Raw genomic sequence first — 14,147 nt, 5'->3', positions numbered from 1 at the left:
GGCCGGTCGCCGGTGGACGCGCGACTCTGGACTGGCGGGCCGGCCGATTCAAGCATCACGGCATTGCCCGCGGCGTGAACGCGCGACGCGCAACTGCGTCGGCGCAAGCGTCCACGTCGATACATTCGCTCCCACATGGCACCGACGCACTGCAGCCTGCATGCGCCCCCGGGCTTCCGCCCCGTGCGTCACGCAGCCGGCCCGCCGAGCCGGCCATGTCCTCCCATCGACGATGCCCGCGATCCCGTCGGCCTTGGATCGTCTTGATCGCGGCGCGGGCGTCGCATGGCATGCCTCAACCGTCGGCGAAATCCCCGCATTCCGGTCCGATGACGTCGGGCACGACGACCGTGTCGACGCTCGCCTCGTCGCGCATCGCCTCCAGCACGCCGAACAGACTGCGCAGGTCCTGCGCGTTGTGCAGGCCGACGCGGCGCAGCTTGTCGGCGCTGCCGCCGCGCAGGTAATCCAGCCAGGCCGCGGGCGCCTCGCTTCCCGGCAGATCGTCCTCGCGCAGCACGCCGAGCAGTTCGCGCTCGACGGTCGCCAGCCTGCAGTTGACCCAGACGCCGCGATAGCGGCGGCGCACCGGATGCAGCAGGTCCACGTGGCGCAGGTCGATCAGCGGATCGCGCAGCCGCGCCAGGCGATAGCGGGTGGTCAGCAGCGGCCGGTCGTAACTGCGCCCGTTGTAGCTGACCAGCACGGTCTCCGGCCGCAGCCAGGTGGAGAACGTCTTGAGCATTTCGCGTTCGGCGCCGAGCGTGGTGATGCACAGCTGGCGGATGCGCATGCGTCCATCGACGAAATCCGCCGCGCCGATCATGAAGGCCCGCGTGCCGGTGCCGCCGGCCAGCCCGGTGGTTTCGGTGTCGAAAGCGAGCAGATCCGCGCGACGCGCAGGCTCGTGGCGGATGTCATACAACGACAGCGACTCGTCCTCGTGCGGCCAGGCCGCCGTCTGCTCGAGATAGCGCAGGCCCGGCGCGATCTCGTCGCCAGGCAGCGTGCGATCGACCGGAGCGGCAGGTCGCGCCGCGGGCGTCGATACGCGCAGCTTCATCAGCTTGCGCAACTGCGCGACCATCTGCTCCGGGGAACGCGCGCCATCGGCGCGTGGCCATTGCGCGCACGGTGCCGGTGTCGGCATCGGCGGCGTCGGGCTTACCGAAGGCAGCACCGTACCCGCCTGACTGCGCAGCAGGCCGAGGCGTTTGGACAGTGCACTCATGCCGGCAGCTGCGGCGCGCGCGCCAGCAATTCGATCACGCGTGCGGCGAGCTGGCGTGGCGTGCGCTCGGCGGCCTCCTCCGCGGCGAGAATGGGGCCGACGCAGGCCGGACAACCGCCGCGGCAACTGCAGGATTGGATCAGCGCAGCGGCCTGCCCGAGCAGTTCGTCGCGACGCTCATACAAGGGCGACGACAGGCCGACGCCGCCCGGATAGTTGTCGTAGAGGTACAGCGTCGGGGTAAAGCGTCCGATCCCGTCGAAATCCAGCGCCGCGCCGTCACCGTCGCGCAGCTGCCCGCGACCGCGCTGGTCGGCGGTCGCGAACCACGTGCCATCGCCGCTGCCCACGGCCTTCTGCAGGTCGCGGCTTTCGGCCATCACCGCGACCTGCGCGACCAGATGCAATGCGTACGAGGCGCCGAGGAATCCATCAAGCGCTTCATGGCGCGCATCGAAGGCGCGATCCAGCGCCTGCTGCGGCAGCTGCCACCACACCGCGCTCGTATGCAGTTCCTGGTCGGGCAGGTTGACCGGCCCGTAGCCGATGTTCTCGTGGGTGTGGAAGCGGATCTTCTTGTAGCCCGACACGCGCCGCACCACGTGCACCTCGCCCAGGTGCGCGCTGCCCTGCCCCGAATCGGCCTGCTCCTCGTCGTCGAGGACTTTCAGCTTGGTGTAGTCGATCGAGTCGGTGTAGTAGTCGACCTGCGTGCGCTGCACGTAGGCCTTGCGGCCTTCCCAGTCCAGTCGCTCCACCTGGAACGGTTCGGACTGCACCATGTGGATCGCGCCTTCGTACAGGGTGAGCGCGGCGGCGGAATAGTCGACCTCGGCGATGATCGTCTGCCGCCCATCGGTGCGGTCGACGACGACGAAATTGCCGTCGGCGACCGAGCGCAGGTTCACCGCCTGGGCGGGATAGCTGTCGGCGATCCATTCCCAGCGATCGCCCTCGTGGTGCAGCACGCCCGATTCGGCCAGCACCTCCAGCCACGGCAGCGGCGCGACGGGCCCGAACATGTCGCCATCGACGAACGGCAGCTCGAATGCCGCGCAGCGGATGTGGTCGAGCAGGATCAGCGGCTGGTCGGGTTCGATCCGCGCGTGCTCGGGATTGGCCTCGGCGAAGAACTCCGGGTGCCGCACCACGTACTGGTCCATCGGTTCCGAACTCGCGACCAGCACGCCAACCGACGGCTGCTGCCGGCGCCCGGCGCGACCGAAGCGTTGCCACGTCGCCGAGATGCTGCCCGGGTAGCCGTTGAGCACCACGACATCGAGACTGCCGATGTCGACGCCGAGTTCCAGCGCCGAGGTGCTGACGATGCCGTCGATGCTGCCGGCACGCATCTCGCGCTCGGCGGCGCGGCGCTCGGTCGGCAGATAACCGCCGCGATACGCGCGGATGCGCCTGGGCTTGCGCGGATCGTGGTCGAAGACCTCCTTGAGGTACTTGGTCAGCACCTCGACCATCAGCCGGGTCTGGCAGAACACCAGCGTCTTGAGCCCGGCGCGGATCGCCATGCGCGCGATGCGGTTGGACTGCGAACGCGCCGAGGCGCGCAGACCCAGATCGGGATTGACCACCGGCGGATTCCACAGCAGCACATGCTTGTCGCCGCGCGGCGCGCCGGATTCGAGGATCGACTCCAGCGCGGCGTCGTCCACTTCCACCAGCGCGCGACCGTGCTCGCGGGCATTGCCGATCGTCGCCGAGCACAGGATGAACTGCGGAGTCACGCCGTAGAACGCGCAGACCCGTTTGAGCCGGCGGATCACGTTGGCCACATGCGAGCCGAACACGCCGCGGTAGGTGTGGATCTCGTCGATCACCACGTAGCGCAGGTTCTCGAAGAACTGCGCCCACTTGGTGTGATGCGGCAGGATCGCCTGGTGCAGCATGTCCGGGTTGCTGACCACGATGTCGCCGTTGATGCGGATCGCCTGGCGGGCATCGCCCGGCGTGTCGCCATCGAAGGTCGCCGCGCGCAGGCCCAGCTCGCCGGCCTTGTTGAGTTCCAGCAGTTCGGCCACCTGGTCCTGCGCCAGCGCCTTGGTCGGGAACAGGTACAGCGCCTTGCTGCGCGCGGTGAGCGCCGCCGACAGCACCGGCAGCGTGTAGCACAGCGATTTCCCCGACGCGGTGGGGGTCGCGACGACCAGATGCCGCCCGGCCTGCGTGGCCGCCCAGGCGTCCGCCTGGTGGCGGTACAGACGCTCGATACCGCGGCTGCGCAGCGCCTGGGCCAGCGCGTCGGGCACGTCGTCGGGGATCGGCGCGTAGTCGCCCACCTGCCCCGGCAGCAGCAGCGTGCCGGTCACACGGCCGGGATATTTCGCCGCAAGCCGGGTGGCTAGTGCGCTGCCGCTCGCGGTTTCAGCGGGGCCGACCAGGGCCTGGGAGGGCTTGAGTATCGCGTTCAGGGCCAGCTCCGGCACAGGGGAAATGCCGGCAAGCCTGCCCGCCCGGCGTCTCAGCTTGCGAGACTGGCCGGGCCGCTCCAATGGGACGCTTCACGGTCGGGGCACCGGCCGCTTCCTAGCATCGGGTGCTCCCCCGATTCCCCCAGGAGCACCCCATGCAGAGCCTTGACGGCAAGAAGATCGCCATCCTCTCCACCGACGGATTCGAACAGTCCGAGCTCGAGCAGCCCCTTCAGGCGCTGCGCCAGGCCGGCGCCCAGGTCGACGTGATCGCCCCGGGCGATGCGGGTTCGATCAAGGGCTGGGACCAGAAGAACTGGGGCCGGAGCGTCGATGTGGACGTGTCGCTCTCCAAGGCCGACGCTGGCAGCTACGACGCGCTGGTGCTGCCCGGCGGGCAGATGAATCCGGATGTGCTGCGCACCAAGAGCGATGCCGTGGCCTTCGTGCGCGCATTCGGCGAAGCCGGCAAGCCGGTGGCGGCGATCTGCCACGGCCCATGGCTGCTGGTCGAAAGCGGGCTTGCCAAGGGCCGCAAGGTCACCTCGTGGCCATCGGTAGAAGACCGATCTCGTCAATGCCGGTGCCCACTGGGAGGATTCCGAAGTCGTCGTCGACGGCAACCTGATCACCAGCCGCAAGCCGGATGATATTCCGGCGTTCAACGCAGCGATCGCCAAGGCCGTCGCGGGCTGAGCCTGCGAGAGCGGAGAACAGGCCCATGACGATCGAACTGCAGACCCTCGGCTGGGCGATCGTCCTGGGCCTCGTCCACATCGGTGTGGCCGCCGCGTTCGCGACCGCGCAGCGCGGCGTGCGCTGGAACGCGGGCAATCGCGATGGGGCCGCGCCACCGCTGACCGGGGCGGCAATCCGGACCGCTGCCGCGAGCCGCAACTTCCTCGAGACGTTTCCGTTCTTCGCCGCTGCAGTACTGGCCCTGGTCGTCGCCGGGCGCAGCAATGCGGAGACCGCATTCGCCGCCCAGCTCTATCTGTGGGCGCGGGTTGCCTATCTGCCCGTGTATGCGATCGGCATTCCCTACCTGCGCAGTGTCATCTGGATCGTCTCGCTGTGGGGCATCGTGCAACTGCTCGTGCCGCTTCTTCGCGCATGAATTCGGTGTGTCCGAGCGATCGCGCCTGAACAGCTGAAACAGTTGCGCAGGGTGTCATCGAAATCGACTCCACGGTTCACGGCGACGAGACGAAAGCGCCCGTAGCCTGCGCGCTCCCAACCCGCAGTACCCCGCAATGAAGCACGATTCCGACAGCACCCTGATGATCTCGCTCGGCCGCAACGGTCGTGCGTCCTATCCCGATCGTCCATGGGAAGAGATCGAACCGGTGCTGCGCCGGATGTGGGAATTCGATGGCCGCCTTCGCGCCTGGCACGACGTCCGCGCCACGGTGCTGGCTGCATGGCGCGCCGGAGAGGACGCCGCCCCGCAGCGTCGCCGGACCATGGAGCATCGCGCCGCCTGACGTTCGCTTCGCGGTGGGACAGCGGCTGCGTGGTGGCCGCGCAGGGCGTTGCCTTGCAGAGGCCCTCGCCAGAGACCGGCCGGACCAGACGGTCCCATCTCGAGCGTGCGCGACACAGGGGCTCGCCCCGTCGCCTGATTCGTGCGCGGCCGAAATCCATGGGAACGTGCGCCTGGCGCACGCAACGCATCGAATGCCCCCTTGATGTGCGCCCGGTCATCACCCCGGCTTGCCGGCGGCGTGACACTCCCGGGTGCAATGTTGTCGACACCCCACCGCGGAGCCGAACGATGAGCAAGTCCAACCCCACCCGTCCGAATGCACCGGAGGACGAAAAGGCGCTGCGCGACCATGACGATCTCCCGGACACGAGCGGTCCCGTCCTGCTGGATCCCAGATCGGTCGCAGCCATGGACAACATCGGTGTCGACGATCAGGCCGACCTGCTCGACCTGGAACTGGACGAGCAGCTCGGTGATCGTGGCCCGGACGGCCATTCCTTCGCCGACGACGTCCGCAGCGATTCCGGCGTCAATAACGGCGAGCCCCTATGAGGCGAACGGGCGGTGCACGCACCGCCCGTTCCTGCGTAAGAGTCAGACGCGGGGCCGGTAAACCGCCGCGTTGATGCACGCGAAGATGCTGACGACGAACCAGCCGAACGGCAGCAGTGACAGCGTGAGCAGCCAGGTGACCGCAAACGCGATGCACGCGGCAAAGAACCAGAGCAGCGCCGACAGCGGGCGCCCCTGCACCAGCTGGCCAAGGCCGGGAACGAAGAAACTGCAGATTGCGGCAATGACATTGCCGGTCGAACCCTGTGCGCTCATGGCGTGCTCCGTTGGATGATTGACCGGGATCGTGCGCGATCAAGCTGAATGCGTGCGTGAAGGGACGAGAGACCCGCCAGACATGGCGCACCGCCGCACCACCGACGCTATCCGCATGCACGCCTCGAGCGCCCCATCATCAGGTTCTCGCTGAGGGATACGAAGACCAGGTGGCGCACTCTGTCGCCGCACCGACGCTCCGGCCGATGCAGCCGAGGGGGCGTTGGCCCCTGCCCGATCCTCGATGCATTCCACGCGCCGGTGGCCGACTGACCGCTCCACGCTGGCTGCATCCGCGCGGCATGTCGAACGCGGACGCCCTCGTTCGTCGCTCCTGCGAGGCGACGGCAGCCGTCGCCGCCCGCACCGCGACCACCAGGAGTTCGCCATGTCCTACATCGATGGTTTCGTCCTCGCCGTCCCCACCGCCAACCGCCAGAAGTTCATCGAACACGCCGAAACCGGCGATGCCTTCTTCATGGAGTTCGGGGCGATCCGTGTACTCGAATGCTGGGCCGACGACGTGCCAGACGGCAAACTCACCGACTTCCGCAAGGCGGTCCAGGCGCGCGACGACGAGACGGTCGTGTTCTCGTGGATCGAATGGCCGGACAAGTCCACCCGAGACACCGCGTTCGCGAAGATGATGGACGGCAGCGATCCGCGCATGGACCCGGAGCGCAACCCCATGCCGTTCGACGGCAAGCGCATGATCTATGGCGGGTTCCTTCCGGTGGTCGCGCTCGGGGACAGGGGCTGAGGTCAAAGCCCTCGCTTGTTGCGCTTGCGTCGGTCGTCACCTGTCGCGCGTGTGCCGGCGGGGCACTGACCGGCGGCGGTGCCCAGAAAAAAAGGGCGCGCCATCGGCGCGCCCTTCTGTTTTACCGCTGCGGCTGCAACTCAGCCGACGCGGAAGCGGTCGCTGTTGATCAGCCCGTCGTTCCGGGGCAGGTAACTGTCACCGTAGTGATCGTGCGAGACGTAGGCGTCCTGCACCGCCGCCTTGGCGCGGTCCCAATCGAGCTTGGACTGGCCACGACGCTGCGGCCAGTCGGCCTCCAGTTCGCTCGACAGCGTGTCGTCCCACGGACGGTCCGTGTGGCGACTGCGCGCGTACGCACCGTAGCGGTAGGCGTCCCGGTACTGGTTGTAATCGGCGTCCGGATCACGGTACGGCGCACGGTCGAATGCTTCGACGTGATAGGCGTCCACACGCTCGTACAAGGCGTGGGTGCGATCGGTACGGTCCCATGCATCGCGTACGGCGGGACGTGCATCGTCCCAGGCGAGCTTGGACTCGCCGCGGGTGCTTTCCCACTCGCGCTCGAGATCCGCTTCGGTCTCGTCCCAGCCGCGCGTACGGTCCGCTTCGCGGGCCTGCAGGCCGAAGCCATATGCCGGCGCGTAATCGCGGTCGAAATCGTGGTCCGGTTTCACATAGTCGCGCTCGCGGTGGGCCTCTCGCCAGTACTCGGTCTCGCCGGTCGGATCGATGCGCTCGGCAATGCCCTTGCCGATCGCAGCGCCGGCAACCACGCCGATTGCCGCGCCGATCAGGGTGCCAACCGGGCCGAACACGGTGCCGGCCGCCGCGCCTGCGGCCGCGCCGCCGGCCACGCCACCGAGGCCGACGCCAACGGGATGCGCGCCCGGCGCCTTGGTGATCGGATCGCGATTCATGTCGCGGCCGTTGTCATGGGTGTCGTCGTGTTTGCTCATGCGTCGCTCCAGCGGTGTGGGATCAGGCGCCCACCGTGAGTGGAGCCGCATGAAACCGCCGTCGTTGAAAGCCGAACATGCGCAGGTCCGTTCAGCCCCCCAGCTCGGACGCGTCGTCCACCGTCCTGCCGGTCTTGAGATTGCGATGCGGTCCCGGCTCGCTGCGGAAGCGCGGCACCGCCGCGACCACCAGCAACGCGACGGCGGTGGTCAGCAAGGCCACCATCTCTTCCCCCATGCCGGCCGCCATGCCGATCGCCGCCGTCATCCACACCCCGGCGGCCGTCGTCAGGCCTTCGATCCGCTCCTCCTTGCCGAGCTTGAGAATGGCGCCCGCGCCGAGGAAGCCGATCCCCGACACCACGCCCTGCATCACGCGCGTCACGTCCCCGCCCTCAATGCCTCTGAGCAGGGGCGCCAGCACGAACAGCGCCGAGCCGATCGACACCAGGATGTGGGTCTTCAGGCCGGCCGCACGGCCCTTGCGTTCGCGCTCCCAACCGACGATGCCGCCCAGGATCGCGGCCACCAGCACCCTGACCACGATCGTGGTCATGGTGTCCGCATCCGGAAGCGCGAGTTCGCGCGCGAGCGCCGCTCCCACCTGGTCGAGCACGCTCACTGCGCCACCCGGGCGCATGGCTGGGGATCTTGGAGAAACAGCAGGAGTCGCGACATTGTGCAGGGCCCGATTTGACTGCGGAGGAGCCTAGCGACGACCCGGTAGGATCGAAGTGAGGGGCCTTCCACGCCTGCCGGGCCGGAAGATCGCCTGATCGCGCATCGCCTGTTGCGCTTGAAAACGCCGGCGCCGGCAGCAGGTTCATTGGCTCCCCCCGCGGACTCCATCATGCCCACACTCTTCGATCCCCTGACCGCCGGCGCCCTGAGGATGCCCAACCGCATCGTCATGGCGCCCCTCACCCGCAACCGTTCCCCCAACGCGGTCCCCCTGCCGCGGACCGCTGTCTACTATGCGCAGCGCGCCACCGCGGGCCTGCTGATCTCCGAGGCCACGGCGATCACCCAGCAAGGCCAGGGGTATGCCGATGTGCCGGGGTTGTATGCCCCCGAACAGCTCGACGGCTGGCGCCGCGTGACCGATGCCGTGCATGCCGCGGATGGCCGCATCGTGGTGCAGCTGTGGCACGTCGGTCGCATCTCGCACACGTCGTTGCAGCCCGATGGCCAGGCGCCGGTTGCCCCTTCCGCAATCCGCGCCGATGCCAAGACCTTCATCCACGATGCCGCCGGCAATGGCGCCTTCGTCGATACGTCCGCGCCACGCGCCCTGGATCTCGGGGAATTGCCAGGCATTGTCGAGGACTACCGGCGCGCCGCGCGCGCGGCGATCGATGCGGGTTTCGATGGTGTCGAGGTGCACGCCGCGAACGGCTACCTGATCGACCAGTTCCTGCGCAGCGGCAGCAATACGCGCACCGACGCCTATGGCGGCAGCATCGAAAATCGCGCCCGCTTCCTCGGCGAGGTGATGCAGGCCGTGGTGGCGGAAATCGGCGGCGGACGCACGGGAATCCGCATCTCGCCGGTCACGCCGGCCAATGATGCGCACGACCCGGAGCCGATGCCGCTGTTCAAGCATGTGGCAGAGGTGCTGGCGCCGCTGGACCTGGCCTTCGTGCACGTCATCGAAGGCGCCACTGGCGGCCCGCGCGATTACCGGCAGGGCGATGCGCCGTTCGACTATGCCGCGCTCAAGGCGGCCTACACGGATGCGGGCGGCAAGGGCGCATGGATCGTCAACAACGCCTACGACAAGGCCTCCGCCGAGGCAGCGATCGCATCCGGCTATGCGGACGCGGTCGCGTTCGGCCGGGCATTCATCGCCAATCCCGACCTGGTCCGGCGCCTGCGCGAGGACGCACCTCTCAACGAACTCGACCCCGCCACGCTCTACGGCGGCGGCGATGCCGGCTACACCGATTATCCAACCCTCGACTGAGACTGGCGCGGGTACCCGCCTGGACTGAGACTGGCGCGGGTAGCCGGCGGTCAGGGCCGCGTGGGCGTCGGCATGGTCTGGAATTCCTGACCGGTCACCGGATCACGCGCCCGACCGGGCGTGGTCTGCTGTGCATCCGGCACGATGCGGCCCTGGGCGTCGCGCACCGGCGTGGGAACCGCCGGTGCCGGCTGTATGGGTTGCGTCGTCGTCGCTGGCCGGATCGGCGTGGAGGGTCCGCTTTCCGGAATGGTGCCCACGGGATGGGCGCGTTGCGAGGCATCGGCCGGAATCGTGGCCGGCTTCGGCTGCGTGGCGGTCTGCGGCAACGGATTGCTCGGACGCTGCAGTTGCTGGGCCCAACCGGGCGCGGTGACGCAGGCGGTCAGCAGCGCGGCGGTCGACAACAGGGACATGCGGTTCATGGCGGCGCCTGGGATCGGGGAGTGTCCCGACGCTAGGCGCCGCGTCATGCAGCGGGCATGAATTCCCCGTACTCAGTCAGTCCACGCAGATCGTCGAGGCGACACCATCGCGGACACGCTGCTGGCAACCGAAGGGATTGGTATCGACGCTGCATTTGCCGCCGACCTGGGTGCCATCCACGCTACCCTCCGGGGCGATGCACTGGCCCTCGCACTGATCGCTGTCGATGCAGGCCTTGCCTGCGTCGGTGGTCTGCAGCAGGCACTGCTTGACCGGTGCACGGCCCAGCTGTGTCCACTGGCCACCTTCGCGCATGCAGTCGGTTTCGTTGGTGATCGTGGCCTTGTCGGGACCGCCGATCGGCATGACCCCGTCCACACGCTCGGCGGGGGCGCTGCAGGCCGCCAGCAGGGCGACGAGGATGACGGAAGCGATGCGTTTGATCATGGGACAGGTCCGCGGGAAGGTGGCGGCGAGTCTAGCGACGACCATGTGAACTGGTGTGCGTGGGGTGCGCGGGCCGCCGAGTGCGGACGGCGATCACCCCGGCCATGTCGATCGCGACGATCTTCGCTCGTCGTCACTGATGCCACCAACCGCCAACACTTCCGGGGAGTTCGATCATGCGCACACTTGTCGTCGCCGCCTTCCTCAGCCTCGATGGCGTCATGCAGGCCCCCGGGGGACCGGACGAAGACCGCGATGGCGGCTTCCAGTTCGGCGGCTGGGTGGCGCCCCACGTCGATGTGGCCTTCGGTGAGGCAATGGGCGCGTTGTTCTCGCGGCCTTTCGAGTTGCTGCTCGGCCGGCGCACCTACGACATCTTCGCCGCGCACTGGCCGCGCGTGCCGGCAGACAGCGAGGATGCGGGACTGGCCGACCTGTTCAACCGCACCGCCAAGCACGTGGCCACGCACAGGCCGGCGTCCCTGGACTGGCGCAACAGTCACGCGCTCGGCAGCGATGCCGTTGCCAGCGTGGCCGCGCTGAAGGCGCAGGACGGGCCGACCCTGGTGACCCAGGGCAGCAGCCAGCTGGTCCGACAACTGCTTGCCGCCAACCTCGTCGACGAACTGCGCCTACTGACGTTTCCGATCGTGCTGGGCGCCGGCAAGCGGTTGTTCGACGCGGATTCGTATCCGGCGGGCTTCAGGCTCGAATACGGCGCGATCTCGCAGAACGGCATCGTGATCGCCCGGTACGCGCGGACCGGTGGGGTCGAAACCGGGTCGTTCGCGATCGATTGAGCTCGAGCCTGCGGGAGCTGCCTCCCCGCACCCGTCCCCCGACGCCGCGCCCGTCATGCGCGGATGTCTGCCGTGCATGCGTGCATTGGATTCCTTGCGCGCACCCGGCCGGCCGACAGGGTGCCTGCCGGCCTATTGACTACATCTGTAGTCATGTGCATGGTGACGACACGTGTAGTCACCGAGAAGTGTCATGGCGAAGAAAACCGTCGGGGATCAGGAACTGGCCCTGCTGCAACATCTCGCGGAAGCCGGCCCGTCGAGCGTCGGCGAAGTCGCCGCGACCTTCGGCGAGCCGCGCGGGCTCGCCCGCTCCACGGTGCTGACCATGATGGAGCGGCTGCGCGCGAAGTCGTATCTGCGCCGCAGCCAGTCCGGGGGCGGCGTGTTCCGCTACGCCCCGACCACCCAGCAGGACGAGGTGGTGCACAGCGCGATCGGCAGTTTCGTCGAGAAGACCCTGCAGGGTTCCGTTTCGCCGTTCGTGGCCTGGATGTCGGAGCGCAAGGAGGTGAGCGCCGACGAGCTGGCCGAACTCGAGGCGCTCGTCGCCACCCTGCAATCCAAGCGTCGGGAGTCCTGACATGGCCATCGCGCTGTTGATCGACACCCTGCTGCCGCGACTGCTCGCCGCCAGCATCCAGGGCACGCTGCTGGTCACCCTGGTCTGGGCGCTGTGCCGCGCCCTGCCGCGGCTCTCCGCGAACGCGCGCTGCTGGCTGTGGTGGCTGGTCGCCCTGCAACTGGTGGTCGGCCTCGTCTGGTCGAACCCGCTGGCGCTGCCGCTGCTGCCCGCGTTCGAACAGCTCGCGATGCCGGTCCCGCCGGTGGAACCGATGCAGGCGGGCGCAGCGGGGCTTGCGGCGTTCGCAAGCGGCGATCCGGTGCAGTTCGCACCCGAGGCGTCGACGCCCTGGTCATGGCCGCTGCTTGTCGCGTCGATATGGCTGCTCGGGCTCGTCGCGATGATCGCCCGCAGCCTGACCGGCCTGCGCGCGTCGCGGCGCCTGATCCGCGCGGCCGAGCCCTGCGGCGATCGCGCCCTGCTGCAGGCGCTCGCGCTGGCCGCCGACGCACATGGCCTGCGCGATGCGCCCGATGTCCGAGTTTCCGTTGCGATCACCTCGCCGCAGCTGATCGGCCCATGGCGTCCGGTGCTACTGCTGCCGCGCGGTTACGGCGAAGCGCTGCGGCCCGACGAGCTCGACATGACGCTGACTCACGAACTGGTGCACCTGCAGCGCCGCGATCTGTGGCTGGGTCTGCTGCCGGCGCTTGCCCAGCACCTGTTCTGGTTCCACCCGCTCGCGCACCTGGCAGCGCGCGAGTACGGCCTGGCCCGCGAAGGCGCCTGCGATGCCGCAGTGCTGGCGGGTCACGAACACGGCGCACGCGAATACGCCCAGCTGTTGCTGCGCCTGGGCATCGCGCCGCGTCCCGACGCCGGGCTGGCCAGCGCCTCCCCCGACTACACCTTCCTCAAGCGGAGATTGACCATGCTCAAGACCACCCGCCCGCTGTCGAGTGCCATTGCCCTGTCGACGACCCTGCTGGTCGCCGCCGTCGGCGTGCTGCCCTACCGCATCACCAATGCCGCGACGCCGCCGCCACCGCCGCCGCCCGCCGCGGCGGCGCCTGCCCCACCCGCGCCGCCGATGCCCCGCGCGCCTGCCCTGCCCCCACTGCCTGCGACGCCGCCTGCGCCCTCGGCGCCCGCTCCGATTGACCTGCCGCCCACGCCCGCACTGCCTGCCGAACCGACCGCGCCGCCTGCGCCGCCCGCTGGTGTCGTCAACAGTTCGCGTGGGCACGTGCACACCATCCGCACCCGCCACGATGGTGACGGCGAGGGTGCGCTGCGCGGTACTTTCACCCTCGGCAAGCCGGGCGCCGAGTCGTACGTGCTCATCGATCCCGAGCACAGCGTCGCCGTGGGTTCGACCGACGAACTCGCCGAAGCCCGCGCCGCGCAGCGTGGCAATGAATCATTGCTGTGGCTGCGTCGGGGCGATGCGCGCTACGTGGTCCGCGATGCCGACACCATCGGGCGCTTCCGCGAGGCCTTTGCCGACGTGGCCCGGCTGGGCGAACGGCAGGGGGCGTTGGGTGCTGAGCAGGGGGCGCTGGGTGCCGAGCAGGGTGAACTCGGTGCGCGGCAGGGCGAAATCGGCGGACGTGTCGCCGACCTTGCCCTGCAGGCGGTGCGCAATGGCGACGATGCCTCGCGCCGCACCGCGCTCGCCGCGCTCGAGGCCGAGTCGCGCGCGCTCGGTGCGAAGCTGGGCACCATGAGCGGTCAGCAGGTTGCACTGGCCGAGCAGCAGAGCGCCTTGGCCCGCCAGCAGGCCGACGCCCAGGCCCGCGCCAACCGGCAGGCACGTTCGTTGCTCGACGAAGCCGTTTCCAGCGGCCGCGCCCAACGCCTCTGAGCCGACTCAGTGTGGCCCGACGGCCCGGTCATCGACCGGGCCGTTCCGCTATGTACCCCACGGCGAGCCAGGCGTGGCCGATGCTCGGGTACGCGTCGGGCCGATGCGTGGATAGCGTGCCGAGGCTGATCGTCCGGCTGGCTCGCTTGACCAGTGATGGGCTGGACCTGTCGCCACCGGCCCCTTTCGCGGCGCGATCAGCTGCGCCACGTGGGGCGACCCAGCACCCGGGCACACGTCGATGCCTGCGCGTTCAGTGGCCACGCGCCTCGGCAACAGGACCGGATGCCGGCTTTCGTGGCCGGTTGGACCCACAACGGCGGCCGGGCGGGCCGCCATTTCTTCCAGTCGCATACGCAGTCCGGAATGCCCACCCGCCTTCGCGCCGTGAT

Annotated in this window: 15 protein-coding genes and 1 pseudogene; 9 read left to right on the top strand and 7 right to left on the bottom strand. The window is 69.0% G+C overall.

The window, feature by feature from the left end; translation table 11 throughout:
* Positions 1-295 precede the first annotated feature (295 nt).
* Together EGK76_RS02640 and EGK76_RS02635 are read right to left on the bottom strand one after the other, a co-directional pair.
* A complete protein-coding gene (locus EGK76_RS02640) occupies positions 296-1,231 on the bottom strand; it encodes a ribonuclease H-like domain-containing protein (RefSeq protein ID WP_123831558.1) in 936 nt (311 codons plus the stop codon).
* Positions 1,228-3,648 (bottom strand): DEAD/DEAH box helicase, encoded by a 2,421-nt coding sequence (locus tag EGK76_RS02635; RefSeq protein ID WP_233580191.1) that lies wholly within the window; start codon positions 3,646-3,648, stop codon positions 1,228-1,230. The genes EGK76_RS02640 and EGK76_RS02635 overlap by 4 nt, the downstream gene beginning before the upstream one ends.
* A gap of 164 nt (positions 3,649-3,812) precedes the next feature.
* Between EGK76_RS02635 and EGK76_RS02630 the strand changes: the two are divergent.
* The 4 genes and pseudogenes from EGK76_RS02630 (at position 3,813) to EGK76_RS02615 (ending at position 5,695) form a co-directional block, all read left to right on the top strand.
* Positions 3,813-4,353, top strand: a pseudogene (locus EGK76_RS02630) (type 1 glutamine amidotransferase domain-containing protein).
* 25 nt (positions 4,354-4,378) lie between these two features.
* Entirely contained in the window at positions 4,379-4,774 is a 396-nt protein-coding gene (locus EGK76_RS02625; protein WP_096299393.1) for an MAPEG family protein, read from the top strand.
* A 136-nt stretch (positions 4,775-4,910) separates the two neighbouring features.
* Positions 4,911-5,141 (top strand): hypothetical protein, encoded by a 231-nt coding sequence (locus EGK76_RS02620; RefSeq protein ID WP_123831556.1) that lies wholly within the window; start codon positions 4,911-4,913, stop codon positions 5,139-5,141.
* Positions 5,142-5,431: 290 nt separating this feature from the next.
* Positions 5,432-5,695, top strand: a complete 264-nt coding sequence (locus EGK76_RS02615; protein WP_096299397.1) for a hypothetical protein — start codon at positions 5,432-5,434, stop codon at positions 5,693-5,695.
* 42 nt (positions 5,696-5,737) lie between these two features.
* Here EGK76_RS02615 and EGK76_RS02610 read toward each other — a convergent pair whose 3' ends face one another.
* On the bottom strand, positions 5,738-5,971 hold the full coding sequence (locus EGK76_RS02610; RefSeq protein WP_096299399.1) for a hypothetical protein: 234 nt from the start codon (positions 5,969-5,971) through the stop codon (positions 5,738-5,740).
* A gap of 388 nt (positions 5,972-6,359) precedes the next feature.
* Here EGK76_RS02610 and EGK76_RS02605 point away from each other — a divergent pair, with 388 nt between their 5' ends.
* Complete coding sequence (locus EGK76_RS02605) at positions 6,360-6,731, top strand: DUF1428 domain-containing protein (RefSeq protein ID WP_096300653.1); 372 nt, start codon at positions 6,360-6,362, stop codon at positions 6,729-6,731.
* A gap of 140 nt (positions 6,732-6,871) precedes the next feature.
* On the opposite strand, the gene EGK76_RS02600 is transcribed toward EGK76_RS02605, so the two are convergent.
* Together EGK76_RS02600 and EGK76_RS02595 are read right to left on the bottom strand one after the other, a co-directional pair.
* Complete coding sequence (locus EGK76_RS02600; protein WP_096299401.1) at positions 6,872-7,690, bottom strand: hypothetical protein; 819 nt, start codon at positions 7,688-7,690, stop codon at positions 6,872-6,874.
* A 91-nt stretch (positions 7,691-7,781) separates the two neighbouring features.
* Complete coding sequence (locus EGK76_RS02595; RefSeq protein ID WP_199730838.1) at positions 7,782-8,312, bottom strand: MgtC/SapB family protein; 531 nt, start codon at positions 8,310-8,312, stop codon at positions 7,782-7,784.
* 228 nt (positions 8,313-8,540) lie between these two features.
* Here EGK76_RS02595 and EGK76_RS02590 point away from each other — a divergent pair, with 228 nt between their 5' ends.
* The gene (locus tag EGK76_RS02590) at positions 8,541-9,653 is read left to right on the top strand and encodes an alkene reductase (protein ID WP_123831555.1); all 1,113 of its coding nucleotides are present in this window, start codon (positions 8,541-8,543) and stop codon (positions 9,651-9,653) included.
* A 50-nt stretch (positions 9,654-9,703) separates the two neighbouring features.
* Here the strand turns inward: EGK76_RS02590 and EGK76_RS02585 are convergent, their stop codons facing one another.
* Together EGK76_RS02585 and EGK76_RS02580 are read right to left on the bottom strand one after the other, a co-directional pair.
* Positions 9,704-10,078 carry a hypothetical protein gene (locus EGK76_RS02585; protein WP_096299404.1) on the bottom strand — a complete coding sequence of 125 codons (375 nt, stop codon included), beginning with the start codon at positions 10,076-10,078 and terminating at the stop codon, positions 9,704-9,706.
* 76 nt (positions 10,079-10,154) lie between these two features.
* Complete coding sequence (locus tag EGK76_RS02580; RefSeq protein WP_096299406.1) at positions 10,155-10,526, bottom strand: hypothetical protein; 372 nt, start codon at positions 10,524-10,526, stop codon at positions 10,155-10,157.
* Between the two features lie 176 nt (positions 10,527-10,702).
* On the opposite strand from EGK76_RS02580, the gene EGK76_RS02575 reads away from it, so the two are divergent.
* The 3 genes from EGK76_RS02575 to EGK76_RS02565 all read left to right on the top strand — a co-directional run bounded on the left by EGK76_RS02575 (position 10,703) and on the right by EGK76_RS02565 (position 13,755).
* The gene (locus EGK76_RS02575; RefSeq protein WP_096299408.1) at positions 10,703-11,326 is read left to right on the top strand and encodes a dihydrofolate reductase family protein; all 624 of its coding nucleotides are present in this window, start codon (positions 10,703-10,705) and stop codon (positions 11,324-11,326) included.
* Positions 11,327-11,519: 193 nt separating this feature from the next.
* Complete coding sequence (locus EGK76_RS02570; RefSeq protein ID WP_096299410.1) at positions 11,520-11,909, top strand: BlaI/MecI/CopY family transcriptional regulator; 390 nt, start codon at positions 11,520-11,522, stop codon at positions 11,907-11,909.
* Between the two features lies 1 nt (position 11,910).
* Complete coding sequence (locus EGK76_RS02565) at positions 11,911-13,755, top strand: M56 family metallopeptidase (protein WP_123831554.1); 1,845 nt, start codon at positions 11,911-11,913, stop codon at positions 13,753-13,755.
* Positions 13,756-14,147 lie beyond the last annotated feature (392 nt).

It is taken from the genome of Luteimonas sp. 100069, from assembly GCF_003813845.1.
GTDB lineage: Bacteria > Pseudomonadota > Gammaproteobacteria > Xanthomonadales > Xanthomonadaceae > Luteimonas > Luteimonas chenhongjianii.
This window is presented reverse-complemented; position numbering and strand designations above follow the sequence as displayed.